This window comes from Mycobacterium sp. NTMscope_Eco_3 (assembly GCF_976985685.1).
The window spans coordinates 2,294,213-2,317,704 of sequence record NZ_CDRJYZ010000001.1 but is presented as its reverse complement, the minus strand read 5'-3'; the positions used below and the strand labels follow the sequence as shown (position 1 = coordinate 2,317,704).

Annotated in this window: 25 protein-coding genes; 12 read left to right on the top strand and 13 right to left on the bottom strand. The window is 66.9% G+C overall.

All coding sequences use genetic code 11. The features are described 5' to 3' along the window. Positions 1 to 10 precede the first annotated feature (10 nt). Complete coding sequence (locus AC0KTM_RS10685) at positions 11 to 760, top strand: enoyl-CoA hydratase/isomerase family protein (RefSeq protein ID WP_225328851.1); 750 nt, start codon at positions 11 to 13, stop codon at positions 758 to 760. Positions 761 to 774: 14 nt separating this feature from the next. Here AC0KTM_RS10685 and AC0KTM_RS10680 read toward each other — a convergent pair whose 3' ends face one another. Continuing rightward, positions 775 to 960, bottom strand: a complete 186-nt coding sequence (locus tag AC0KTM_RS10680; RefSeq protein ID WP_225328852.1) for a (2Fe-2S)-binding protein — start codon at positions 958 to 960, stop codon at positions 775 to 777. A 339-nt stretch (positions 961 to 1,299) separates the two neighbouring features. Here AC0KTM_RS10680 and bfr point away from each other — a divergent pair, with 339 nt between their 5' ends. The 6 genes from bfr to AC0KTM_RS10650 all read left to right on the top strand — a co-directional run bounded on the left by bfr (position 1,300) and on the right by AC0KTM_RS10650 (position 8,003). After that, on the top strand, positions 1,300 to 1,779 hold the full coding sequence (bfr, locus tag AC0KTM_RS10675; RefSeq protein ID WP_225328853.1) for a bacterioferritin: 480 nt from the start codon (positions 1,300 to 1,302) through the stop codon (positions 1,777 to 1,779). 36 nt (positions 1,780 to 1,815) lie between these two features. Next, positions 1,816 to 3,888: an MDR family MFS transporter gene (locus AC0KTM_RS10670; protein WP_225328854.1), complete on the top strand. Its 2,073-nt coding sequence runs from the start codon at positions 1,816 to 1,818 to the stop codon at positions 3,886 to 3,888. A 65-nt stretch (positions 3,889 to 3,953) separates the two neighbouring features. Continuing rightward, on the top strand, positions 3,954 to 4,448 hold the full coding sequence (locus AC0KTM_RS10665; RefSeq protein WP_472415532.1) for a carboxymuconolactone decarboxylase family protein: 495 nt from the start codon (positions 3,954 to 3,956) through the stop codon (positions 4,446 to 4,448). Positions 4,449 to 4,560: 112 nt separating this feature from the next. Continuing rightward, positions 4,561 to 5,442, top strand: a complete 882-nt coding sequence (locus AC0KTM_RS10660) for a TIGR03854 family LLM class F420-dependent oxidoreductase (RefSeq protein ID WP_472415531.1) — start codon at positions 4,561 to 4,563, stop codon at positions 5,440 to 5,442. 64 nt (positions 5,443 to 5,506) lie between these two features. Then, on the top strand, positions 5,507 to 6,859 hold the full coding sequence (locus AC0KTM_RS10655) for a type I glutamate--ammonia ligase (protein WP_472415530.1): 1,353 nt from the start codon (positions 5,507 to 5,509) through the stop codon (positions 6,857 to 6,859). A 10-nt stretch (positions 6,860 to 6,869) separates the two neighbouring features. Then, a complete protein-coding gene (locus tag AC0KTM_RS10650; RefSeq protein WP_472415529.1) occupies positions 6,870 to 8,003 on the top strand; it encodes an amidohydrolase family protein in 1,134 nt (377 codons plus the stop codon). A gap of 416 nt (positions 8,004 to 8,419) precedes the next feature. Here AC0KTM_RS10650 and AC0KTM_RS10645 read toward each other — a convergent pair whose 3' ends face one another. From AC0KTM_RS10645 to ag85B, 8 genes are all read right to left on the bottom strand, one after another. Beyond that, entirely contained in the window at positions 8,420 to 8,863 is a 444-nt protein-coding gene (locus AC0KTM_RS10645; RefSeq protein WP_225328879.1) for a nuclear transport factor 2 family protein, read from the bottom strand. Between the two features lie 87 nt (positions 8,864 to 8,950). Continuing rightward, the gene (locus AC0KTM_RS10640; RefSeq protein WP_472415528.1) at positions 8,951 to 10,273 is read right to left on the bottom strand and encodes a cytochrome P450; all 1,323 of its coding nucleotides are present in this window, start codon (positions 10,271 to 10,273) and stop codon (positions 8,951 to 8,953) included. A 55-nt stretch (positions 10,274 to 10,328) separates the two neighbouring features. After that, on the bottom strand, positions 10,329 to 10,751 hold the full coding sequence (locus AC0KTM_RS10635; protein ID WP_472415527.1) for a lipoprotein LpqH: 423 nt from the start codon (positions 10,749 to 10,751) through the stop codon (positions 10,329 to 10,331). 12 nt (positions 10,752 to 10,763) lie between these two features. After that, a complete protein-coding gene (locus AC0KTM_RS10630) occupies positions 10,764 to 11,597 on the bottom strand; it encodes an SDR family oxidoreductase (RefSeq protein ID WP_472415526.1) in 834 nt (277 codons plus the stop codon). Continuing rightward, positions 11,594 to 12,073, bottom strand: a complete 480-nt coding sequence (locus AC0KTM_RS10625) for an SRPBCC family protein (protein WP_225328880.1) — start codon at positions 12,071 to 12,073, stop codon at positions 11,594 to 11,596. The genes AC0KTM_RS10630 and AC0KTM_RS10625 overlap by 4 nt, the downstream gene beginning before the upstream one ends. A gap of 35 nt (positions 12,074 to 12,108) precedes the next feature. Further along, on the bottom strand, positions 12,109 to 12,546 hold the full coding sequence (gene rpfC / locus AC0KTM_RS10620; protein WP_374109747.1) for a resuscitation-promoting factor RpfC: 438 nt from the start codon (positions 12,544 to 12,546) through the stop codon (positions 12,109 to 12,111). A gap of 105 nt (positions 12,547 to 12,651) precedes the next feature. After that, positions 12,652 to 13,242 (bottom strand): chorismate mutase, encoded by a 591-nt coding sequence (locus AC0KTM_RS10615; protein ID WP_225328863.1) that lies wholly within the window; start codon positions 13,240 to 13,242, stop codon positions 12,652 to 12,654. 88 nt (positions 13,243 to 13,330) lie between these two features. Then, complete coding sequence (ag85B, locus tag AC0KTM_RS10610; RefSeq protein WP_225328864.1) at positions 13,331 to 14,323, bottom strand: diacylglycerol acyltransferase/mycolyltransferase Ag85B; 993 nt, start codon at positions 14,321 to 14,323, stop codon at positions 13,331 to 13,333. A gap of 502 nt (positions 14,324 to 14,825) precedes the next feature. Between ag85B and AC0KTM_RS10605 the strand changes: the two genes are divergently transcribed. Next, positions 14,826 to 15,968 (top strand): DUF7159 family protein, encoded by a 1,143-nt coding sequence (locus AC0KTM_RS10605; protein ID WP_238955849.1) that lies wholly within the window; start codon positions 14,826 to 14,828, stop codon positions 15,966 to 15,968. Positions 15,969 to 15,986: 18 nt separating this feature from the next. Here AC0KTM_RS10605 and AC0KTM_RS10600 read toward each other — a convergent pair whose 3' ends face one another. The 3 genes from AC0KTM_RS10600 to AC0KTM_RS10590 are packed head-to-tail and all read right to left on the bottom strand — an operon-like array spanning position 15,987 to position 18,869. Next, on the bottom strand, positions 15,987 to 16,547 hold the full coding sequence (locus AC0KTM_RS10600; RefSeq protein WP_238955848.1) for a YceI family protein: 561 nt from the start codon (positions 16,545 to 16,547) through the stop codon (positions 15,987 to 15,989). Between the two features lie 12 nt (positions 16,548 to 16,559). After that, a complete protein-coding gene (locus AC0KTM_RS10595; protein WP_238955847.1) occupies positions 16,560 to 17,573 on the bottom strand; it encodes an alcohol dehydrogenase in 1,014 nt (337 codons plus the stop codon). A gap of 9 nt (positions 17,574 to 17,582) precedes the next feature. Then, on the bottom strand, positions 17,583 to 18,869 hold the full coding sequence (locus tag AC0KTM_RS10590) for a cytochrome P450 (RefSeq protein ID WP_238955846.1): 1,287 nt from the start codon (positions 18,867 to 18,869) through the stop codon (positions 17,583 to 17,585). Between the two features lie 245 nt (positions 18,870 to 19,114). Here AC0KTM_RS10590 and AC0KTM_RS10585 point away from each other — a divergent pair, with 245 nt between their 5' ends. The 3 genes from AC0KTM_RS10585 (at position 19,115) to AC0KTM_RS10575 (ending at position 20,131) form a co-directional block, all read left to right on the top strand. Beyond that, positions 19,115 to 19,519 (top strand): hypothetical protein, encoded by a 405-nt coding sequence (locus AC0KTM_RS10585; RefSeq protein ID WP_238955845.1) that lies wholly within the window; start codon positions 19,115 to 19,117, stop codon positions 19,517 to 19,519. Between the two features lie 11 nt (positions 19,520 to 19,530). Continuing rightward, positions 19,531 to 19,821 carry a hypothetical protein gene (locus AC0KTM_RS10580; RefSeq protein ID WP_238955844.1) on the top strand — a complete coding sequence of 97 codons (291 nt, stop codon included), beginning with the start codon at positions 19,531 to 19,533 and terminating at the stop codon, positions 19,819 to 19,821. A gap of 88 nt (positions 19,822 to 19,909) precedes the next feature. Further along, complete coding sequence (locus AC0KTM_RS10575) at positions 19,910 to 20,131, top strand: Rv1893 family protein (protein WP_008256834.1); 222 nt, start codon at positions 19,910 to 19,912, stop codon at positions 20,129 to 20,131. A 27-nt stretch (positions 20,132 to 20,158) separates the two neighbouring features. Here AC0KTM_RS10575 and AC0KTM_RS10570 read toward each other — a convergent pair whose 3' ends face one another. Then, positions 20,159 to 21,289: a nitronate monooxygenase gene (locus AC0KTM_RS10570; protein ID WP_067248280.1), complete on the bottom strand. Its 1,131-nt coding sequence runs from the start codon at positions 21,287 to 21,289 to the stop codon at positions 20,159 to 20,161. Between the two features lie 251 nt (positions 21,290 to 21,540). Here AC0KTM_RS10570 and AC0KTM_RS10565 point away from each other — a divergent pair, with 251 nt between their 5' ends. Further along, positions 21,541 to 23,490, top strand: coding sequence for a flavin-containing monooxygenase (locus AC0KTM_RS10565; protein ID WP_225328871.1), 1,950 nt, complete (start codon positions 21,541 to 21,543; stop codon positions 23,488 to 23,490). Positions 23,491 to 23,492 lie beyond the last annotated feature (2 nt).

The following is a 23,492-nucleotide window of genomic DNA, read 5'->3' as shown; positions in this document are numbered from 1 at the left end:
GGCTGCGGGGGTGACGCTGCAGATCGATGACGACAACCGGGTACGCACCCTCACGCTGAACCGGCCGGAGGCGCTCAACGCCTTCAACGAAGCCCTCTATGACGCCACGGCCGAGGCACTGCTGGCCGCCGCCGACGATCCCGAGGTGGCCGTGGTCCTGCTGACCGGTGCGGGTCGCGGGTTCAGCGCCGGTACCGACCTGGGCGAGATGCAGGCCCGCATCACGGACCCGGACTTCACCCCGGGCAAGCACGGCTTCATCGGACTCATCAACGCGCTCAGCGCCTTTCCCAAACCACTGATCTGCGCGGTCAACGGTGTCGGGGTGGGGATCGGCGCCACGATTCTGGGCTATGCCGATCTGACGTTCATGTCCTCGACGGCCCGCCTGAAGTGCCCGTTCACCAGCTTGGGTGTAGCCCCGGAGGCGGCGTCGTCCTATCTGCTGCCGCAGCTGGTGGGCCGGCAGAACGCCGCGTGGCTGTTGATGTCGTCCGAATGGGTCGACGCCGAGGAGGCGTTGCGGATGGGCCTGGTTTGGCGGGTGTGCCAACCGGACGAGCTGCTGCCGCAGGCCCGCCACCACGCCGAAATCCTTGCCTCCCGGCCGATTTCGAGCTTGATGGCCGTCAAACACACGATGATGGAGCCGGTCCGCCCCGAGATCGCCGCGGCCACCGCGCGCGAGAACGCGCACTTCGCCGAGCTCATGGGTGCGCAAGCCAACGCGGCGGCGCTGGCCGATTTCAATAAGGGCTGAAGCGGCGTTCGGCGTCAGGCCAACGGCGCCGTCTCTAACTTCGCCGAGTCGGCGAGGATCGCGCGCAGGGTGCGCCGGCAGCGACCGCAGTCACCGCCCGCCCCGCATGCGGCGGCGATTTCCTTGGAGGTCGACGCGCCCTGCGCGACGACGTCGCACACGGTTTGACTGGTAGCCCCGACGCACAGGCACACGTACATCAGCGCACCTCATGCATCTGGGCATCCCCTTCGTCGACAACTCGTCCGAGTGACCGGATGTCCGCCCCGCGCCTGGCCTCCCGGGGACTCGAGGCCCCGGCCGGAGGTGCCGAACGAACATGCCGCATATTAGTGGAGTCTAACCTAACCTGATTAGTGCAGTCTAACCTAACAACAGGGTGCTTAGACTAGCTCGGCAACGCACTGAGCGCAGCCAAACCTTGCTAGAACATTTGCGGCGGCCGTGGCAAAGTGCTGCTACAGGCCGGGTTTGTGCGCTCCAGCCCAGCGCACCGACCGCGGCCGAACATGCCAGCCGCAGCCACCGTAGGAGTGAAAATGCAAGGGGATCCGGAAGTTTTGCGTCTGCTCAACGAGCAGTTGACCAGCGAGCTCACCGCGATCAACCAATACTTCCTGCACTCCAAGATGCAGGACAACTGGGGTTTCACCGAGTTAGCTGAGCACACCCGCGCCGAGTCTTTCGATGAGATGCGACACGCCGAGGCGATCACCGATCGTATCCTGTTGCTCGACGGGTTGCCGAACTACCAGCGCCTCTTCTCGCTGCGCATCGGCCAGACCTTGCGTGAGCAATTCGAGGCCGACCTGGCCATTGAATACGAGGTGATGGAGCGCCTCAAGCCGGCCATCGTCTTATGCCGGGACAAGCAGGACTCCACCACCGCCACGCTGTTCGAGGACATCGTGGCCGACGAGGAAAAGCACATCGACTACCTCGAGACCCAGCTGGAGTTGATGGACAAGCTGGGCGTGGAGCTCTACTCGGCGCAGTGCGTCTCCCGGCCACCCAGCTGACGCGGGCGGCGGCGACGTAGGTAACGTCGGGCCGGCATGACGAGCCCGAGAGCAGCGGTGACCCAGGCGACCCCGGCGGCGAATTCCGCGGCCAGCGGCGAGCTGATCAGTCCGCAACGGCGCAACCTGATCTTCGTCGCGATCGTGCTCGGGATGCTACTCGCGGCGTTGGACCAGACCATCGTCGCCACGGCGCTGCCGACGATCGTCGCCAACCTGGGCGACGCCGGCCACCAGTCCTGGGTGGTCACCAGCTATCTGCTCGCGTCGACCGTCGTCACCGCGCTGGCCGGCAAGCTTGGGGACTCCTATGGGCGCAAGCGGGTGTTCCAGGCGGCCATCGTCTTCTTCGTCATCGGATCGGCGCTGTGCGGGTTGTCCCAGTCGATGGCCATGCTGGTGGGATCGCGTGCCCTGCAAGGGATCGGCGGCGGCGCCATCACGGTCACCGCCAGCGCGCTGATCGGCGAGGTCGTTCCGCTGCGGGAGCGGGGCCGGTACCAGGGCATCCTCGGAGCGGTCTTCGGCGTCACGACCGTCATCGGTCCCTTGCTGGGCGGCTACTTCACCGACTATCTGACCTGGCGGTGGGCGTTCTGGATCAACGTGCCGATCTCGGTGGTCGTGATTTTCGTTGCCGCCGCGGCGATTCCGGCCCTGGGCGCGTCGACCAAACCGATCATCGACTACTCCGGAATCGCGTTCGTCGGGTTGGGCGCCGCGGGGCTGACGCTGGCCACCAGCTGGGGCGGGACCCTGTACGCGTGGGGCTCGCCGACGATCATCGGCTTGTTCGTCGGCGCCGCGGTGGCGCTGGGTGTTTTCGTGGTGGTGGAACGTCGCGCCGCCGAGCCGATCCTGCCCATCCGGTTGTTCGCCAGTCCGGTGTTCACCGTGTGCTGCGTGCTGTCCTTCGTCGTGGGTTTCGCCATGCTGGGCGCGCTGACGTTCCTGCCGACCTATATGCAGTATGTCAACGGCGTTTCGGCGACCACCTCCGGCCTGCGGACGCTGCCCATGGTGGTCGGGATGCTGATCACCTCGACGGGCAGCGGCATCCTGGTCGGCCGCACCGGCCGCTACAAGATCTTTCCGGTGGCCGGCACCGCGCTGATGGCGCTGGCGTTTCTGCTGATGTCGCGGATGGAGCCGTCCACGTCCACCCTGATCCAGTCGCTGTACCTGGTCATCCTGGGCGCGGGCATCGGGCTGTCCATGCAGGTGCTGGTTCTCATCGTGCAAAACACCTCGAACTTCGAAGATCTCGGCGTCGCCACGTCGGGGGTGACGTTCTTCCGCACCATCGGAAGTTCGTTCGGCGCCGCGATATTCGGCTCGCTGTTCGTGAACTTCCTCGATCGCCGCATCGGTCCGGCCCTGGCCGCCAGCGGCGCGCCGCCCAGCGCGGTCAGTTCGCCCGGGGCCCTGCACCGGCAGCCACCTGACGTGGCCGCGCCCATCGTGACGGCCTACGCCGATTCGCTCACCGAGGTTTTCTTGTGGGCGGCGCCGGTCGCCGTGGTCGGTTTCGTGCTGGCCCTGTGCCTGCGTGAGGTCCCGCTGCGGGACATCCACGCCAGCACAGTCGATCTCGGCGACGCGTTCGGCATGCCGACCACCGAGACACCGGACCAGATGCTGGAGAACGCGATCGCGCGGATGTTGCGCGGCGAAACCGGCATGCGGTTGCGCAGCATCGCCATGCGGCCCGATTGCCGGCTCGATGTGGCCGGCCTATGGGGGGTTTTGCGCATCAATCGCTACACGCAGGTGTACGGGATCGCCCGTCTCACCGACATGGCCGACTATCACCGGATACCGTTCGAGGTTCTCGAGCCGACGTTCTCGCGCTTGGCGGCCAACGGTTACGCGCAAAGCGACGGCGACCAGATGTGGCTCACCCCCGCCGGCGCCCAGCAAGTCGGCTACGTGCACTCGCTGCTGGTGGCCTGGCTCGTGGACAAGCTCGCCCGCTCGCCGGGCTTCGAGGGCCGGCCGGACCGCCGCGCGGTGCAGGCCGCGCTCGAACGCGTCGCGCATCGGGTTCTGGCCCAACGCGATTGGCATGAGGAAACGCCGACCACGGCGATCGGTCCGCCCGCTCGCTAACCGGTGGCGACACCCGTTTGCGGACAACCCCGACCCGGGCCCTTAGGCGGGCGTACCATCACGCCATGAGCCGAATCGGAACATTTGCTGACGACGACCTGGCCGGCTGGTTTGTGAAGTCTCCGGACATCGGCGGCGCGCTCGCCGGCTTCAGCGAGGCGGTGTACGGCATGAACCGGTTGCCGTTGCGCACCCGCGAAGTGGCGCGCGCCGTGATCGCCCACCGCAACGAATGCGTCGTCTGCGTCAACACCCGCGATGAAGACGGGCCCGCCGCGGGCGTCGACGAAGAGCTGTACGACCACGTCCACGAGTGGCGCACCTGGCCCGGTTACAGCGACCAGGAGCGGCTGGCGGCCGAGTTCGCCGACCGGTTCGCCACCGATCACACCGGCCTGCGCGAAGACGAAGACTTCTGGAGCCGCTGCGCCGGACACTTCTCCGATGAGTTGCTGGCCGACCTGGCGCTGTCCTGCGCGTTGTGGGTGGGCATGGGTCGGGTGCTGCGGACCCTCGACATCGGCCAGGCCTGCAAGCTGACGATTCCCAGCCGCGTATAGCCGTTTTGGGCTCGCCGAAATCCGGGCAACCGGGCGATGACGCGCGCCGCGGGCACAAAGGGTGGCGCCGCGGCGTTGCGCCAGGGGTGAGACCACGCGTTAGGAGGCGCCGGTGAAGGTTCGATTCGGCGTCGGGCTGGGTGCGGACACCGCTCCGAATCAGTTGGCCGCCATCGTCGATCATCTCGAGGCCAGCGGCGTGGATTCGCTGTGGTTTTCCGAGCTGGTGTACTCGCCGGCGGTCGACCCGACGGTCGGGATGGCGTACGCGCTCGCCCGGACGAGCCGGTTGAAGGTGGGCACCTCGGTGGCGGTGCTGCCCGGCCGCCACCCGGTGCTGGTGGCCAAGCAGTTGGCGTCGTTGGCGGCCGTCGCCCCGAAGCGGGTCCTTCCGGTGTTCGGTCTGCGGTCGGCGATTCCGGCCGAGCGCGAGGTGTTCGTGGTTCCCGACGGCGAGCGGGCGGCGGTGTTCGACGAGTCGCTGCGGGTGCTGCGCGCGGCGCTGGAAGGGGAGCCGGCCACGTTCACGGGCGAATACTTCACCGTCACGGGCGCGGCCGTCGCCCAGAAGCCGGCACCGCCGCTGGACATCTGGTTGGGCGGGTCGGCGCCGGCCGCGTTTCGGCGTATCGGGGCGCTGGGCGACGGCTGGCTGGGCAGTTTCCTCACCCCGGCGGAGGCCGGGGCCGGGCGGGAGGCGATCAAGCGCGCCGCGGAGCGGGCCGGCCGGCACATCGAACCCGACCACTTCGGGATCTCGTTGGCCGTCACCGATGGCGAGCTGCCCGCGGAGTTGGCCGCGGCGGTCCGCAAGCGGCGACCGGACCTCGACCCCGGTGAGTTGATCGCCGCCGGGTGGGATGCGCTGCACCGCCAACTGGATGCCTACGTCGCGGCGGGGTTGACGAAGTTCGTCATCCGGCCCGCCGGTAAGGCGCCCCTGGACGCGTTCCTCGATCGGTTCGTCTCCGAACTCGTCGGCCGCCAGAACTGACCGGCCACACGGGCGACGGCACGGTTCTCCCTACCGGGGCCCACGAGGCTGCACAATGACTGCCATGACCGGCACACCGCTCGCGGCCGCGGCGATTGCCCAGCTGGAGGCCGAGGGCGTCGACACGGTCATCGGCACCGTCGTCAACCCCGCCGGGCTTACCTTGGCCAAGGCGGTGCCGATCCGCCAGACCAACACGTTCGCCGATCCCGGCCTGGGCGCCAGCCCTTCGTGGCATGCGTTCGCCATCGACCAGACCGGGATCGCCTTCACCGCCGACGTCGGCGTGGTGGGGGACCAACGCCTCCGGATCGACCTGTCGGCCTTGCGCATCGTGGGCGACGGCCTGGCGTGGGCGCCCGCCGCGTTTTTCTGTCAGGACGGCACGCCGGTCCCCACGTGCGGCCGGGGAACGCTGCGACGGATCGAGACGACGCTCGCCGACGCCGGCATCGAGGCGGCTGTAGGGCACGAGATCGAATTCCTCTTGGTCGCGCCGGACGGCGGCCGGCTGCCGTCGACGCTGTGGGCCCAGTACGGCCTCGCCGGTGTGCTGGAGCGCGAAACGTTCATCCGGGAGGTGATCGGGTCGGCGACGGAGGCCGGGATCGCGATCGAACAGTTCCACCCCGAGTATGGCGCCAACCAGTTCGAGATCTCGCTGCCGCCGCAACCGCCGGTGGCCGCCGCCGATCAGCTGATCCTGATGCGGCTCATCATCGGCCGCGTGGCGCGCCGCCACGGCCTTCGCATCAGCTTGTCGCCCGCGCCCTTTGCCGGTGGTGTCGGATCGGGTGCCCACCAACACTTTTCGTTGACGACCCCGGAAGGCCGGTTGTTCTCCGACGGCGCGGGCGCCGCGGGCATGACGGCGGCGGGGGAGAGCGCGGTGGCGGGAGTGGTTCGCGGCCTGCCGGAAGCCCAGGGCGTGCTGTGCGGTTCGATCGTCTCGGGTCTGCGGATGCGGCCCGGCAATTGGGCGGGCGCCTACGCGTGCTGGGGCACCGAAAACCGCGAAGCCGCGGTGCGATTCGTCACCGGCGGACCCGCCAGCCCGCGGGGTGGAAACGTCGAGGTCAAGATCGTCGATCCCTCGGCCAATCCATATCTGGCGTCGGCGGCGATCCTGGGACTCGCGCTGGACGGCATCACATCGCGGGCCGCGCTGCCGCCGGAGATCACGGTCGACCCTGCGACCCGGTCCGATGCCGACCGCGCGCGTGACGGCGTCGTGCGCCTGACCGCATCGCAGGCCGAAGCGATCGCGGCGCTGGATGCTTCGGCGCGGATGCGGTGCATCCTGGGCGATCCGGCGGTCGACATGGTGGTCGCGGTGCGCCGACTGGAACACGAACGTTACGGCGATCTGGAACCCGAGCAACTGGCGGATCGGTTCCGCATGGCCTGGAGTCTGTGACGGGCTGGTGATGAGCGCCGACACCCGCGACCTGGCCGAGCACATCGGCGCGGTGTCGCTGATCGATCAGCACGTCCACGGTTGCTGGTTGACGGCCGCAGACCGGCAGCGATTCGAGAACGCGCTCAACGAGGCCAATACCGAGCCCATCACCGATTCGGGTTTCGACTCACAACTCGGGTTTGCCGTGCGCGCTCACTGCGCCCCCGCCCTGGGGCTGCCCAAACACGCCGACCCGCAGGCCTATTGGGACCGTCGCCGCCAGTTCGCCGAAGACGAACTGGCCCGCCTGTTCCTTTCGGCCGCCGGCGTCAGCGACTGGTTGGTGGACACCGGGATCGGCGGAGGTGAGGTCGCCGGGGTTGGGGAGGTGGCTCGGCTGTCGGGCAAGCGTGCGCACGAAATCGTGCGCCTCGAGGAGGTGGCCGAGCAGGCCGCCCGAGCGCCGGGTGACTACGCGGCGGCGTTCGGAGAGATCCTGCACCGGCGCGCGGCGGGAGCCGTTGGCACCAAATCGATCCTGGCCTACCGCGGCGGTTTCGAGGGTGACCTCAGTGAGCCGTCGGCGCGGGAGGTCGCCGACGCGGCCGGCCGGTGGCGCGAGCGCGGCGGGACACGATTGCGGGATCGGGTCCTGCTGCGGTTCGGGTTGCACCAGGCGTTGCGACTGGGCAAGCCATTGCAATTCCACGTCGGGTTCGGCGATCGTGACTGCGACCTGCGCAAGGCCAATCCGCTCCTGCTGCTTGACTTTCTGCGCCAGTCGGCGGACGTCCCGATCGTGCTGTTGCACTGCTATCCGTACGAGCGTGAGGCCGGCTATTTGGCGCAGGCGTTCAACAACGTCTATCTCGACGGCGGACTGAGCGTGAATTACTTGGGGGCGCGGTCGCCGGCGTTTCTCGCGCGACTGCTGGAGCTGGCGCCCTTTTCCAAGATCCTCTACTCGTCAGACGGATTCGGCCCCGCGGAACTGCACTGTCTCGGAGCGGTTCTGTGGCGCCGGGGCCTGCACAGGGTGCTACGCGAATTCGTCGACGGCGGCGACTGGAGCGAGGCCGACGCCATCCGGGTGGTCGATCTCATCGCCCGCGAGAACGCTCGAAGGATCTACGACCTCGCCTCGCCCGGTCAGCGGCCGTGAGAAACCGGCGCGTGCACAAAATTTTCACAAATTCCGATGTAACCACCCGCCGGGGCGCATAGGCTTCGAGAGACGAATCGGGCAACGTCACCAAACTGAGGCATCAAGGAGGTTTGGGCACATGTTGTCCCGCGCTGCGTTCGTCGACGCCGCCATCGTTACCGTCGCCGCCGCTTCGGCGCCTCCGACCTACGCGTCACCCAGTGGTGGTTGCTACGCCGCCAGTTCTGGTGACTGCGTGTCATATCCGCATCAGGGCGGGCTGTAGCCGAGCCCGATCGCCGTTTGTGCCGAGGAATTGCCGGAATGGTCTATGAGGGGTGGCCATGCCGGCATTCCACGGCACCGCGTATCGACCCGGCGTATTGCCGTGGGCGGCAATGCAATCCGCGAGCGCTGCGGTTATATGGGAACTGTCAGACCAATGCTGACGCGTCGTACACCCAACTCGTGTCGCCGGTCGCCAGGGCTTCGAAGTGGTTCGGGGGAGCGAAGGCGACGAGGCTGTTCATGTCCCAATAATCTTTCCAGACGGTGACCTTGCCGTCGACGACCTTGTGAACGGTCACGAATCGCAGAACACCCTGTTCCCCGGTCGCGAATGTCCATGTCTCCGAGTGCTCGTAGAGCACGTCGGAACCATTGGACACCAGCACGCCGGTGTGGTTCTCATAGCCCGCCAAATGCTCGAGACCCATCCTGAGGCGTTTGACGATGCCCTCGGGACCGCGGGCCGACACGGCCGGAACCGGCATGTCGACGTAGAGGCAGTCGTCGGACAAAAACGTCGGGATCGCCTCCCAATCACGACGTGAAAGGGCCTGCCACAGCCCACGGACGACATCCTCGACCGCGATCATAGAAACCTCTGTCATACCGGCAAATAAACTCGGTTAGCGCGCCGGTGTCAACCATGGGGGGTCTACTCGCGCCGCAGTCGCGATCGGTCAGCTGTCGGCGGCAGCCATCGACCGGGCCGGCCCGAGCGCCACCGGCAGTGACGACCATCCCCGCAGCACCCGGGTCTCTCGCCGGCATCCGGCGCCCGCCGCGCGCACCTCGGGGAAGCGGTCGAAGAACGTCCGCAGGCCCACCTCGCCCTCGGCGCGGGCGAGCGCCGCGCCCAGGCAAAAGTGCCGGCCACCGGAAAAGGCGAGATGCCTTCCAGCATTGGGTCTTTCGATGTGGAATCGATGCGGATCGGGAAACACGGCCGGATCCCGGTTGGCGGCAGCCAGATACACCAGCACCAGGTCGCCACGCGCGAGCTGCCGTCCCGCGATCTCGACATCGCGCAGCGCCACCCGCGCGGTCAGCTGCACCGGCGATTCCAGTCGCAGGATCTCTTCGACGGCGTTGGGCCACAGCTCCGGGCGTCGCCGTAACGCTTCGAGGTGCCCGGGCGCGTCCAACAGCATGCGAATCCCGTTGCCGAGCAGGTTCACCGTGGTCTCGAAGCCGGCCGCCAGCACCAGACCGGCGATCGCCTGAAGCTCGTTGTCGTTGAGATAGGTGTCCGCAGAGCCGCTTTCGGCGGTCTGGATCAGCTGGCTCATCAGATTGTCGCTGGGGTCCAGGCGCAGCCGTTGTAGGTGCTCGGCGAGCCAGGAGCTGAAGCCGGCGATCCCGTCCTGCACGCTGCGGTACTGCCGCCAGGGCAATCCGATGTCCAGGCTCGGCGCGGCCAGCTCGCCGAATTCCAGGACGCGCGGCCGGTCCGGCTCGGGCACACCGAGGATGTCGCTGATGATCGAGACCGGAAGTTGCGCGCAATAGCGTCCGACGATGTCGACCACGCCGGACTCGCCGGTCAGCTTTTCGAGCAGGTCGGCGGCCGTCTGCTCGACCCGCTCCCGCAGTGCGGCGACCGCCCTGGGCGTGAACACCGCGGACACGGTCTTGCGGTAACGGGTGTGGTCGGGGGGTTCGACGGCCAGCAGGGAGGGCGCCCGTAGCGGATGCAGAAGCTTGTCGCGGGTGCGGCGCTCCAGCCATCGCAACGGTGCCGGGAGATTCGATCCGAAGATCAGCACCCGGAAGTCGTCGGACCGCAACAGCTCGTGGGCGATTGCGTGATCGGCCGTCAGATAGGCGACGCGGCCCTTCACCAGTTTGCCCCGAGCCCGGACTTCGTCGTAGAAGCGCACCGGATCGGCGGCCACCGCCGGATCGGCGATCAGCCTCGCCTGGACGTCACCCCGGCGGGCGCCGAACGCCGCGACGCCGCGGATGAAGCCGTGCATCGCGAACCAGTGCAGTCGTTCCTTCACCGGCCCTCCCTCGCTCAGCTGTCGGTACGAGCGTAGGCCGCACGCACCGAGCCGGTCAGCACTGCGCGACGATTTTGAAGTCGGTGGTCACCACTTTGTTGGGGTTGCTGCTGTTGATGCCGTAGGCGCTGCCGGTGATGGTGTACGCGTCGTTGTTGAGGTCGACGTGCGCGTCTCCCACCCCGCCTTGCCAGAAGCTGCCGGTGAAGCCGTCGACGTTGCGAATCTTCACCCACTGCGGCATGACCCGGTAACCGCTGAGCAGCACGACCGCTTCGACGCCGCCATCGTGGTCCGGAATTTTGATGGTCCGATACATCTGGTCTTGCCGGCACGCCGGGGGACGTGTCGTGTGCGTGGCGCCGTCGATGGTCAGGCGGGCGGCCCGACGGGGTGTCGTTTGCGCCGCGCTGCACCCCGCGACGCTGACGAGCACCGCCGCCAGGACCAAAGCGACTGTGGGCAAGCGGTTTTGCACCAGCCGACCTCCTTACTGCCGCTTCGGCGCTAGCGCGGGTAGGGCTTTGACGATACTGCGTCGCACGAATTCGGGGCTCAGGCCCTTGAAGAAGTCAATCAAGCGAATGCTTTTCGGCACATACCAATGCAGCCGCTTCTGATGGTGGTAGGCCTGCCACGCCGCCTCGGCCACGCTGCTGGCCGGCATCAACCGCAGCGGGCCCTTTTTCGGGGCGGTGGCGCGCAGCTCCTCGGCGGTTCTGGGCGCGCCGCCGTCGTCGGAGTGGTTGGTCGTGCTGGTGAGGATGGCGGTGTCGATCAGACCGGGCAGCACGTCGGCGACGCGCACCCCGTGCCGCCGCCACTCCACGCTCAGCGCCTCGGTCAGCCCCTTGACCGCGTGCTTGGTCGACGAGTAGACGGCGAGGCGGGGCATGCCGTAAGTCGCCGACGAGGACGACGTCGAAAACATCAGGCTGCCGGGCGTTTTCTTGAGGTACGGCAGCGCGCCGTAGGCACCGGTCAGCACCGATTTGTAGTTCACCTCGACGAGGCGCATCGCGGCGTCATACGGCACGTCCTCGAACCATCCGGATTCGCCGATGCCGGCATTGTTCCACATCATGTCGAGGCCGCCGCCGGTGTTGCCGGAGCAGAAGTCGGCGAGGGCGCCGTCCAGGGCCGCCTTGTCCGTCACGTCGACGGCGCGGGTCCACAGCCGGTCGGCACCCAGTTCTTCGGTCAGTGTGGCCAGGCCGTCGTCGTTGCGGTCCACCGCGCCCACCCGCCAACCCTTGGCATGGAACAGCTTTGCGCCTTCGCGCCCCATGCCGCTGCCCGCGCCGGTGATGAAGACCGATTTCACGACTGGTCGGCCTCGACGACATCTTTGATGCGGTTCAGCGTCTTGGTCATGTCGCGGACGTTGCGGCGCTTGCGCAGAAAGCCGCCGAACAACCAGTACACGCCCAGCCACGGCGCGGGGTTGAGCCGAAACGACTCGGTGACGTCGGTCCCGCCGCCGCTGGGCGCCAAGCGGTAATGCCAGTTGTTGACCTCCCGATCACCGAGCAGCACCGTAAAGCCGAATTCGCGGCCCGGTTCGCACGCGGTGACCTTGCAGGTCGTCCAATACACCGGTCCCATCTCATTGCGCCGGACGTGACCGCGGAATTTCGCGCCGAGGGCCGGGCCGGTCGCATCGCCCAGCCACTCGGCTTCGAAAACTTCCGGGGAAAACCGTCCGGTGTTGCGGACGTCCGCGATGAGATCCCAGATTTTGGCCGCGGGCGCCGCCATGTGAACAGTCGCCGAACCTTCCATGGGCTGATCCAAACACAGCTTCGTGTCGGGTCATAGACCGCGCGGGCGTGTCATCAGTGCGGGACGGCCGCCTGGATCAGCCCGTTGATGATCTGCTTGATGCCCTGCGCCGGGTGCGAATACCAACCGATCGGCAGGCCGGACTGTGCACCGCATTTGGGCCAGGGCTCCACGCCCTCTTCGGCGAAAACCCGGTTGGCGACGGCGATTTGCTGCTCCCGGGACGCGGCCGCCGGGTTGCCGACGCCGCCGTAGCGAGCCCAGGTGCCCGGTTTGAATTGCAGCCCACCGTAGTTGCCGTTTCCGGTGTTGGCGTGCCAGTTGCCGCCGGATTCGCATTGAGCGATCGCGTCCCAGTTGGGAGCGGCGTCCGCGCTCACCACACCCGTGGACGAAGCCATCGATGCTGCAACGAACCCGCCGACCGCTACGGACTTGACGAGAAGCTTGCAGAGATTCTTCATGTCAAGGTTTTCGGCGCGTGTGGCCAAAGCGTTACCTATTCGAAAATGGCGCGAGATATGCCTTCTATCTGCGGAAATCGCCTTTTCGCCAGGCCAAATTCGACGGTTAGGAAATGGTGAGGAAAAATTAAATTATTGCTGGCAATACGATTGCGTCGCCGACCACAGGGCCCGTCGGTAGAGGCCGTCGAGCTGACGACTCTGGACGACGTCGCTCCTTGCGGTATCGAGTTGCAGCGCGCACGCCGGCGAGTGCAGCACGTCCCAGTTGACCGATATCTGAGTCAGTATCGCCTGGTTGAGGCCGTCGATCACCGACCGCGACGCCGCCAGGTCCGGGGGATCGGCCGGCGCTTGGCCCGGATCGAGCTTCCAGTCCGCGAAGCGGCTGTACTCGATGGCCTCGGTGGCACCGATCTGGTCACCGAAGACCCGGATGACGTAGTCGCGGTCGATGCGCGCGGCGACGGCTTCGTCGCCCAGCCGTGCTAATTCCTGCCGGACGCGTACCGGGTCTTCAATGGCCCCATGGCTGTGCCATTTATAAGCGGCCACCGACTCGGCGATCTGCAACCGCTGTGCGGCGGCGTCGACCAACGGGGTCAAGGGGCTCACGCTGTCGGCCCGGGCCGACGGCGCCCACAGCGCCAGGGCGCCGGCCACCACGGCACAGCACAGGGGAACGAGGTGGACGCGGCGCGGCGAGCGCGTGCTGCGGGGCATGACGACGATTCTGGCGTGATCGCCGCCCCTTAACGCACTACTGCGCCTGACGTGTCGTCAAGCGCAGTAGTGGCGTCAGGTGAATGGGTTATCCGCCGCCACCCGCCGAAGCGCCCAGAGCGCTCTGCAGGTCACCCTTCATGGCGTTGAGCTGGGCACCCCAGTACTCCCAGCTGTGTGTGCCGTTGGCATCGAAGTTGAACACGGCGTTGTGGCCGCCGGCCGCGTTGTACGCGTCCTGGAACTTCAGGTTGCTGCTGCGCACGAAGTTCTCCAGAAACTCGGCGGGCATGTTCGCTCCGCCCAGCTCCGACGGTGTGCCGTTACCGACGTAGATCCACAGCCGGGTGTTGTTGCCGACCAGCGCGGGGATCTGGACCGTCGGGTCGTTGCGCTGCCAGGCCGGGTCGCTCGACGGGCCCCACATGGCGTCGGGCTTGTAGCCGCCGGCGTCTCCCATGGCCAAGCCGATCAGCGACGGTCCCATGCCCTGGGACGGGTCCAGCAGCGCCGACAGCGAGCCGGCGTAGATGAACTGGTTGGGGTGGTTCACGGCCAGGATCATCGCCGAGGAGCCCGACATCGAGATGCCGATCGCGGCGCTGCCGGTGGACTTGACGCTCTTGTTCGAGGCCAGGTATTGCGGCAGTTCGCTGGTCAGGAAGGTCTCCCACTTGTAGGTGGAGCAGCCGGCCTTCCCACACGCCGGCTGGTACCAGTCGGCGTAAAAGCTGGACTGACCGCCGACCGGCATGATGACCGACAGGCCCGACTGGTAGTACCACTCGAACGCCGGGGTGTTGATGTCCCAGCCGTTGTAGTCGTCTTGAGCCCGGAGCCCGTCCAGCAGGTAGACCGCGGGGGAGCCGTTGCCGCCGCTCTGGAACTGGACCTTGATGTCGCGACCCATTCCGGCGGACGGCACTTGCAGGTACTCGACGGGCAGGCCCGGACGCGAAAATGCATTCGCGGTCGCCGCGCCGCCGGCAATGCCGATCAGGCCCGGCAGGGTTACAGCCGCGGCTGCACCGACCACAAGTCGGCGCCCCCAGGCCCGGACCTTCTCGTTCAGATCTGTCATACCTGCCCCTTGTCGGATGTGATCGAATGTGATCGCGGTCTCACAGGAATTTACCGTGTAAGTCCGTCAAATGTCGATTGGGACGCGGACGCGTCTCGATTTTGCATCGCTTTTTACCTCGCAATTTCGCCACCCGGTGATCCGAGCGGCGACGATCGGCGGGTACCCGCTCGGCGACCACCTAACCGGTTCACCGCGAAAACGGCCGGTCCGCAGCGGCGTCCGGTTTGCCGAGACCGAAAGCCGTTGATACCGCGCGATAGAAAAAAGCGCCCCGATGAACCCAGAGCGGATTCGTGCGGGGCATCGCCGGCGTGTCGCGAGGCGATGCGGACCGGGGCGACCGGGATTTCGCCGACCGCGTAGGCTCTGTCGAAGCAAGCCGATGAAGACCACGCTATCCCGGGTCTGTTCCGGCTCTCACGAACCTCCGCACCAGCGGCTTCATGGTGCGCGTCGGTGTGTCTGGGAGCCGAGGCGCGGGACCGATTGGGGCATAGATTTGGACACGGTACTTGGCCTATCAGTGACGTCGACCGCCGTCGGGTGGGTCCTCGCTGAAGGACACGGCGCAGACGGCACCATCCTGGATCACCAGGAGTTGGCGCTGCGCGCCGGCCGGGGCGTCCGCGCCGTGAGCACCGCGGAGCAAGTGGTAGACGAGGTACTGCGGGTCGACACGGCGGCGGCCGCGAGTGATCACCGCCTGCGTGTCATCGGGGTGACCTGGAACGACGACGCATCCGCTCAGGCCGCACTGGTGCTGGAGGCGTTGACCGACGCGGGCTTCGACAATGTCGTGCCGATCCGGTTCCTCGAGGCCATCGAGACCTTGGCGCAGGCCATTGCGCCCGTCATCGGTTACGAGCAGACCGCGGTCTGCATTCTCGACCATGACGCCACGACCGTCGTCATGGTCGACACCCATGACGGGGAGACCCAGACGGCAACCAAACATGTGCGCGGCGGCCTCGATGGCCTGACCCGATGGCTGACCGGCATGTTCGACCGCGACGGATGGCAGCCGGGCGGGGTTGTCGTCGTCGGCGCCGACATCGACGGGTTCTCATGGCAACTCGAAAAGGCGTTGCCGGTGCCGGTTTTCGTGCAATCGATGGCCCAGGTGACGATCGCGCGCGGCGCAGCGCTGTCGGCGGCTCGCAGCACCGAGTTCACCGACGAACAACTCGTGGAGCACCACAGCGAACCCCTTTCCGCGGCGCCCGCACGCCAGCGGCACCTCTCGTATTCCGGAGCCCTCACCGCGTTGGCGGCCGGCGCGATCACCTTCGTCGGCTCGGTGTCGCTCGCGGTGGGGATTCACGTGGGCCCGGCCAGCGCGCCCGCGGCCAAGCACACCACCCATCCAGCCACGCCCCAGGCCGCCGAGGCGGCCAAGGCCGTCGCGCCGCTTCCGGCGGCCCCCCAGCTCAAGCGCCCCGCCGCGCACGCCCAGCCGCCCGCGGGCGAACCCGCCCCCGCGCCGGCCGCTCCGGAAGAGCAAGCGGGCATTGGCGGCGACCGGCAGCCGGATTCCGGTAACGGGCAGCCCTATTTGACCCGAGTGCTCGAGCACATCCCCGGCGACGCGGGCGACGCGGCAGCCGATTCAGCGCCGCGCGCAGCGGCCGAGCCGCAACCCTGATTCTCCCGAGCGGGTGGCTCACCCGTCCTTGGCGTGAACCGCGGTAAAGGTCAAGGACACATCGTCCGCGACTTGAACCGAGCCCATCAGCAGCGAGTAGGGCTTCACGCCGTAATCGGTTTGACGGACGGTGGTTTCAGCGGACATGCGCCAGGCGTCTTTGAGATCCTCGGTGCGCACGTCGATGACGTGGTCTCGTGAGGTGCCCCGGATCGCGAGCGTGCCGGTGAGTCGGTACCCGTCGTCGGCCTGCTCGATGACGTCCGCGGTGTAGCGGATCTCGGGAAAGCGGTTGGCGTGCAACGACTTCAAAGCGTTGGACCGGACCTGTGCTTTCTCGATCGCGGACAGCCCTTTGACGCCACCCTTGCCGCTCAGTACGTCGAGCGAATCGACCTCGACCACAAGCTCCGCACCGACGGGTCGGGAACCGGCCCAACCCACGGTCGCACGCCAGCGCGACATCGCGATGGTGAGGCGGTGGCCCATTCGTGCGGCTCGGCCGGCAACCCCGGTGTGGAGCAACAATTCACCGTCGGATGGCCCGATCGTCCACGCCGCGCCCTCGTCAGCAGTCACGGACCAACGGTGTCACATGGTCAAGACGGTGCGGTAATGCGCTCGTCCCTGCTCCAGCGCCGCATAGCCCTCGGCCGCCTGCGCCAACGGCAACTCCTCGATCCACGCCCGGACGCCGGACAGGACCGCGAAACGCATGGTGTCTTCGACATCTTTGGCCGTCCCGGAGGGGTGGCCGACGATGCTGACTCCGGGGGTTATCAGCTGTACGGGGCTGATCGGCAGCGGTTCGGGCGTGACGCCGACGGTGACCAGTTCGCCCCGGGGGACTATGCCACCGACCGTGGCGGCCATGGCCTTCGAATTGCCCGCGGTGGCCAGGACGACCGTCGCGCCACCCAAGTCCTTCAACGCCTCGGCGGGATCGTTGGCTGTCGAATCGATGTAGTGATGGGCGCCCAGTTTCCGGGCGTCGTCGGCTTTGCCGGTACCGCGGTTGATCGCGATGGTCTCGAAGCCCATCGCCCGGGCGAACTGCACGCCGAGGTGCCCCAGGCCGCCGACGCCGAGTATCGCCACCCGATCGCCGGGCAGCGCCTTGGCGTGACGTAAGGCGTTGTAGGTGGTGACGCCCGCGCAACCCAAGGGGGCAGCTTCGGCGTCGGAGAGCTCGTCCGGTATCCGGGCCAGGGCGCTGGCCGGAACCGTCACCGACTCCGCGTACCCGCCGGGGTACTGCCAGCTCGGCACCTTCCCGTTCTCGCAGTGAATGAACAGGCCTTTGCGGCACTGCTCGCAGTGATAGCAGCATCCACCGAACCAGCCGACCGCGACGCGATCGCCGATCGCGAAATCCTCGACGCCGTCGCCGATTTCGGCGACCTTGCCCGCGATTTCATGCCCGGGGGTCAGCGGCCACGACATGCCCGGGAACCCACCGTTAACGAAGTGCGCGTCGGTGCCGCAGATGCCGCACGCGGCGACCGTCAGTCGCACCTCGTCGCGACCGGGTGGTTGGGTTTCGACTTCGGCCAGCTCTAGGGGGCCGCCCGCGGACTGTATCCGGACAGCTTGATGTGTGGGCATCGGCCTAGCTTAGTGCGCGGCAGGCGATTTCGCTGCTCCATCGGTGTGGTAGTCCACCTGCCAGTGCTTGATCCCGTTGAGCCAGCCCGACCGGAGGCGTTCGGGCTTGCCGATGGACTCGAGATCGGGGATGCCGTCGGCGATCGCGTTGAACATCAGGTCGATCGTCATGCGCGCCAGGTTCGCGCCGATGCAGTAGTGGGCGCCCGTTCCGCCGAAGCCGACGTGCGGGTTGGGATCGCGCAGGATGTTGAAGGTGAACGGATCGTCGAAGACTTCCTCGTCGAAATTGGCTGAGCGGTAGACCATTACGACCCGCTGGCCCTTTTTGATCTGCACGCCGGACAGTTCGTAGTCCTCGAGCGCGGTGCGCTGAAACGACGTGACCGGGGTGGCCCACCGGACGATCTCGTCGGCCGCGGTGCCGGGCCGCTCCTTCTTGAACAGCTCCCACTGGTCGGGGAAATCGGTGAAGGCCATCATGCCCTGGGTGATGGAGTTGCGGGTGGTCTCGTTTCCGGCCACCGCCAAAAGGATCACGAAAAAGCCGAATTCATCGTCGGACAGCTTGTGCCCGTCGATGTCGGCCTGGACCAGCTTGGTGACGAGGTCTTCCCCCGGATTCTTTGTCCGCTCGGCCGCCATCTGCATGCCGTACATGATGAGTTCGACCGAGGCGGTGATCGCGTCGTTGTTGGCGAATTCGGGATCCTGGTCGCCGACCATCTCGTTGGACCAGTGGAAGAGTTTCTTGCGTTCTTCCTGCGGCACACCCATCAGTCCGGCGATGGCCTGCAGCGGCAGCTCGCACGACACCTGTTCGACGAAGTCGCCGCGGCCCTCGGCGGCCGCCTCCTCGACGATGTGGCGGGCGCGCTCGGCGAGGTCTGAACGCAGGCGCTCGATGGCTCGGGGAGTGAAGGCCCGCGAGATGATCTTGCGCAGCCGGGTGTGCTGCGGCGCGTCCATGTTGAGCAGGACGAACTTGCCGCGCTCGATCTGCTCGCCGACCGTGCCGTCCTTATAGCGCGGCAGCGCTGTCTTCTGCAGGCTGGAGAACACGTCACTGCGCAGCGAGACCTCTTTGACGTCCTTGTGCTTGGACACCACCCAAAAGCCGCCGTCGTCGAACCCGCCGGCCCCGATCGGTTGTTCGTTCCACCAGATCGGCGCCGTGCGGCGCAGCTCGGCCAGTTCCTCGACCGGCAATCGCTCGGCGTGGATGTCCGGATCGGTGAAGTCGAAGCCGGGAGGCAGATTGGGGACCGGCTTGGTGCTGGACTCGACGGTTGACATGGCGCACTCCTCGATACGAAGTCGTCTAGGCGTCCTTGTGCAAGGAAACCACTGCCGGACCACGGTTGGGAAGCATTGACGCAAGATCGCCGAGGGCAAATTGGAACGTGTTCCGCAGGTGCGCTTTGTCCGCCGCGGCGGGCCTACACGGGGGATCGCGGCCGCACGCCGAAACCGTCTTGTGGCCGGCGACGCGACCGATATGCTTTGGTGCAGGTCACCGGCGACGACAGGCGGGGTGGAAGATGATTCGGGAATTGCTGAGCGCCGCTTCGATAGCGGGCATCACGATCGGCATGGCGCCGTGCGCGGCCGCCGACCCGCATTACGACGGAGACGTTCCGGGCATGAATTACCAAGCTTCGCTGGGCGCTCCGTGCGACAACTACGAGCGCTTCATCTTCGGACGAGGGCCCAGCGGCCAGGCCGAGGCCTGCCACTTCCCGCCGCCCAATCAGTTCCCGGCCGCCACCATCGGGTACTGGGTGGCTTCCTACCCGCTGTATGGAGTCCAGCAGACCGGCGCGAAATGCCCCGGCTCGCAGGCGGCGGCGCAGACCCCGGACGGGCTTCCCATGCTGTGCCTGGGAGACCAGGGGTGGCAGCCCGGATGGTTTACCGGGGCAGGGTTTTTCCCACCCTCCGACTGATCGGCACGACGATGAAACGGAGCGAGCCCGGCGCGGTGCCCGTGCCCCGCTGGCTGCGTTTCGTCTTGGCCTCGGATCGCGCCGGGTCGGCGTGGTACATCGGCACCGGATTTTTCTTCGCGCCGGTGCTGGCCGTGTTCTCGCCGTGGCCGGCGGTCACTACCGTGTTGTGGTGCATCATCGCGGTGGTCGGGCTTTGGTTGGGGCTGCTGGGCATCGCGATGGCCATCGGGCTGGCCCGAATACTGCGCTCCGGGGCCGAAATTCCCGAAGACTTCTGGCGCTCCCTGGTGCACTACTGAGCCTCGGCAGGCATTGGCGCCGTCGAGAAATGGTGCCTCAGCCCGTCTAGAGTCAGAGCAACGAACCTGCGACAAAAGGAGACTCGAGATGGCCTTCAATCCCAAAGATGCGGTCGACGCGGCGAGGGACATCGCGACCAACGCCGTCGAGAAAGCGTCCGACATCGTCGAGCACGCCAGCGACATCATCCGGGGTGACCTCGCCGGCGGCGCCAGCGGAATCGTTCAGAATTCCATCGACATTGGCACGTACGCGCTGGACCGGACGAAGGAAGTCTTCACCGGCCGGCAGGACGTCGACGACGTCTAGCCCCGCCGGCCGGGCCAGCCTCCGTCGTCAGACGGAGGCGGCCTCGTTCAGCTCGTCCAGCCTGTTGGTGGCTTCCAGGTATTCCTGCACCCACCGCTCGATGACCGTCGACGTCTTCTCCACCTTGGTGAACTGCCCGACGACCTGGCCGACGGGGTTGAACGCGACGTCGACGGATTCGTTGGGGTACCTATTGGTGGCGCGAACCGCCATGCCGGACACCATGTACTGCAGCGGCATGCCGAGGGGCTTCGGGTTGTCGGGGGCCTCCCACGCCTCGGTCCAGTCGTTGCGCAGCATGCGGGCCGGCTTGCCGGTGAACGAGCGGCTGCGGACGGTGTCGCGGCTGCCGGCCTTGACGTAGGCCTCCTGCTGGACCGGGGTGTTCGAGGACTCCTCGACCATCAACCATTGCGATCCGGTCCACGCGCCCTGCGCGCCGAGAGCCAGCGCGGCCGCGATCTGCTCGCCGCTGCCGATGCCGCCGGCGGCCAGCACCGGAACCGGGGCGACCTCCTTGACGACCTGCGGCCACAGCACGATCGAGCCCACCTCGCCGCAGTGCCCGCCGGCCTCGCCGCCCTGCGCGATGATGATGTCGACTCCCGCGTCGGCGTGCTTGCGGGCCTGCGAGGGGGAGCCGCACAGCGCGGCGACCTTGAGCCCGGCGTCGTGAATGTGCTTGATCATGTCGGCCGGCGGGGTGCCGAGCGCGTTGGCGATCATCTTCACCTTGGGGTGCTTGAGCGCCACCTCGACCTGGGGCGTGGCCGTCGCCTCGGTCCAGCCGAGGAGCTGCAGGCTGTCGCCGTCGCTGTCCTCGACCGGCACGCCGTGGTCGGCGAGGATCTTCTTCCCGAAGTCCAGGTGCTCCTGGGGCACCATCTTGCGCAGCGTCTCGGCCAGCTCCTCGGCGGACAGGTGCGAGTCCATGCCCTCGTACTTGTTGGGGATGACGATGTCGACGCCGTAGGGGTGGTCGCCGATGTTCTCGTCGATCCAGTTGAGCTCGATCTCGAGCTGCTCGGGCGTGAAGCCGACGGCCCCGAGCACGCCGAACCCCCCGGCCTTGCTGACCGCCACGACGACATCGCGACAGTGGGTGAAGGCGAAGATCGGGAACTCGATGCCGAGTTCGTCGCAAATAGGGGTGTGCATTACAACTCCTGGGATGCTCGCCGAATTGGAACGTGTTCTAGTTTAGTACGGAGCGCACTGACGTGGCCAGCGGGTCCCGAACTGCGCCCTATCACTACGACCCGTCGCCGGAACCGCGGCTGCGGCGGCATCCGCCGGCCACCCGGCCCGATCCCTTGATCCTGCACCGAGCGACCGGGTAGCGTAGTGCTGCCAATTACGAAACTACGCGTAGCGTAATTGGCTTCCAAACCACCGAGAGGATCGGCTTGATGCGCAGCCGCTACGCCGGCGATCCCTTCACCACGTCCACGCCCGAGATCGCCACCGCCCTAGAGGATGTCAGCGTCCCGACGCTGTTGCTCTCCCTCGTCCACATCACCGGCGACCCCCGATTCATCCGCGACTTTAAGCAGATGGGCGTCTTCCTCAACGAGGTCCAGGGGTTCATGTCGGAGGAGGACAAGGCGCGCGCCCGCGCCGAGGCGCTGACGGCGATCACCGAGTATCGGGACCGCGGTTGCCCCGAACCGGAGCCGCTGAGCCCGGAACTCATCAGGGAAATGATGGACTGGGCGGCGTGTGAGCACGTTCCCGACGACTATCTGTCGTTGGTGTCCGAAGAGCTGGACCTCGACGGGGTCGACCCCCGGCGGCCAGCCGCGTTGCCGGCCGAGCGCGCGGCGCAGCTTCCCGTTCTCGTCGTCGGGTGTGGCGAATCCGGCATCCTGGCCGGCGTGCGCCTCAAGCAGGCCAACATTCCGTTCACCATCGTCGAGAAGAACGCCGGGCCCGGCGGAACATGGTGGGAGAACAGCTATCCCGGCGCCCGGGTGGATGTGGCGAACCATTTCTACTGCTACAGCTTCGCACCCAACAACGACTGGACCCATTTCTTCGCCGAGCAGTACGAGCTGCAGGACTATTTCACCAAGGTCATCGACGAACACGACCTGGCCGACCGGATACGTTGGCAGACCGAGGTTCTCGCGGCCGAATGGGACGACGAAGACGGCACCTGGAACGTTTCGCTGCGGTCGGCCGACGGTGGCACGTCGACCCTGCGCGCACGCGCGCTCATCACGGCGGTGGGCCAGCTGAACAGGCCCAACATTCCCGAATTCGCCGGAGCGCAGACTTTTCGGGGCCCGTCGTTTCACTCGGCGGCCTGGGATCACTCGGTGGATCTCAAAGGCAAGCGGGTCGCGCTCGTCGGCGCCGGCGCCAGCGGGTTCCAGATCGCGCCCGCCATCGCCGAGGAGGTCGAGCACCTGACGGTGTTCCAGCGGACCGCGCAGTGGATGTTCCCGAACCCGATGTATCACGACGAGGTCGGCGACGGTGTGCGCTGGGCGATGCGCCACCTGCCGTTCTACGGCAGGTGGTATCGGTTCCTGGTGCTGTGGCCCGGCTCGGACAAGGGCCTCGACGCCGCCGAGGGCGACCCGAACTATGCCGATCAGGACCACGCCGTCAGCGACATCAATGCCGCCGCGCACATGATGTTCTCGCAGTGGATCACCAGCCAGGTCGGCGAAGACTCGGAGTTGTTGGCCAAGGTGATGCCGGACTATCCCGCCTGCGGCAAACGCACCCTGCAGGACAACGGCACCTGGTTGCGAACGCTGCAGCGCGACAACGTCGAATTGGTGCGCACCCCCATCGACCGGATCACGCCGCACGGCATCGTCACCGAGGACGGAGTGACGCACGACGTCGACGTCATCGTCTACGCCACCGGGTTCCGGCACACCGATGTGCTGTGGCCGCTGAAGGTCACCGGCCGAAACGGCGTCGACCTGCACGAGATGTGGGGGAGCAGGCCCTATGCCTACCTCGGGATCACCGTGCCGGACTTCCCGAACTTCTTCATCGTGTACGGGCCCGGGACGCACCTCGCCCACGGCGGCAGCCTGATCTTCCAGTCCGAACTGCAGATGCGCTACATCGACCAGTGCCTGGCACGACTGGCCGATTCCGACGTGCACTCCGTCGAGCCGAAACCCGACGCCGCCACGGATTGGCACCGGCGGACGCAGACCCAGATCAAGAAGATGGTGTGGTCACACCCGGCGGTCACGCATTCGTATTTCAAAAACGCCGACGGCGAGATTCACACCGTCAGCCCGTGGCGGCTCAACGAATACTGGTCAGCGGTGTGCGAACCCGACTGGTCACAATTTGTAGTGCGCCAGAAAGACCAAGCGCGACAAGGGAAGTGAGC

Coding starts and splice junctions, on each gene's coding strand:
- AC0KTM_RS10670 (WP_225328854.1), top strand. CDS start 1,816: ATGACGAGCCCGAGAGCAGCGGTGACCCAGGCGACCCCGGCGGCGAAT.
- AC0KTM_RS10645 (WP_225328879.1), bottom strand. CDS start 8,863: ATGATCGCGGTCGAGGATGTCGTCCGTGGGCTGTGGCAGGCCCTTTCA.
- AC0KTM_RS10615 (WP_225328863.1), bottom strand. CDS start 13,242: ATGCCCCGCAGCACGCGCTCGCCGCGCCGCGTCCACCTCGTTCCCCTG.
- AC0KTM_RS10650 (WP_472415529.1), top strand. CDS start 6,870: ATGAGCGCCGACACCCGCGACCTGGCCGAGCACATCGGCGCGGTGTCG.
- AC0KTM_RS10575 (WP_008256834.1), top strand. CDS start 19,910: ATGGCCTTCAATCCCAAAGATGCGGTCGACGCGGCGAGGGACATCGCG.
- ag85B (WP_225328864.1), bottom strand. CDS start 14,323: ATGACAGATCTGAACGAGAAGGTCCGGGCCTGGGGGCGCCGACTTGTG.
- AC0KTM_RS10585 (WP_238955845.1), top strand. CDS start 19,115: ATGATTCGGGAATTGCTGAGCGCCGCTTCGATAGCGGGCATCACGATC.
- AC0KTM_RS10680 (WP_225328852.1), bottom strand. CDS start 960: ATGTACGTGTGCCTGTGCGTCGGGGCTACCAGTCAAACCGTGTGCGAC.
- AC0KTM_RS10595 (WP_238955847.1), bottom strand. CDS start 17,573: ATGCCCACACATCAAGCTGTCCGGATACAGTCCGCGGGCGGCCCCCTA.
- AC0KTM_RS10590 (WP_238955846.1), bottom strand. CDS start 18,869: ATGTCAACCGTCGAGTCCAGCACCAAGCCGGTCCCCAATCTGCCTCCC.
- AC0KTM_RS10580 (WP_238955844.1), top strand. CDS start 19,531: ATGAAACGGAGCGAGCCCGGCGCGGTGCCCGTGCCCCGCTGGCTGCGT.
- AC0KTM_RS10565 (WP_225328871.1), top strand. CDS start 21,541: ATGCGCAGCCGCTACGCCGGCGATCCCTTCACCACGTCCACGCCCGAG.
- bfr (WP_225328853.1), top strand. CDS start 1,300: ATGCAAGGGGATCCGGAAGTTTTGCGTCTGCTCAACGAGCAGTTGACC.
- AC0KTM_RS10655 (WP_472415530.1), top strand. CDS start 5,507: ATGACCGGCACACCGCTCGCGGCCGCGGCGATTGCCCAGCTGGAGGCC.
- AC0KTM_RS10570 (WP_067248280.1), bottom strand. CDS start 21,289: ATGCACACCCCTATTTGCGACGAACTCGGCATCGAGTTCCCGATCTTC.
- AC0KTM_RS10665 (WP_472415532.1), top strand. CDS start 3,954: ATGAGCCGAATCGGAACATTTGCTGACGACGACCTGGCCGGCTGGTTT.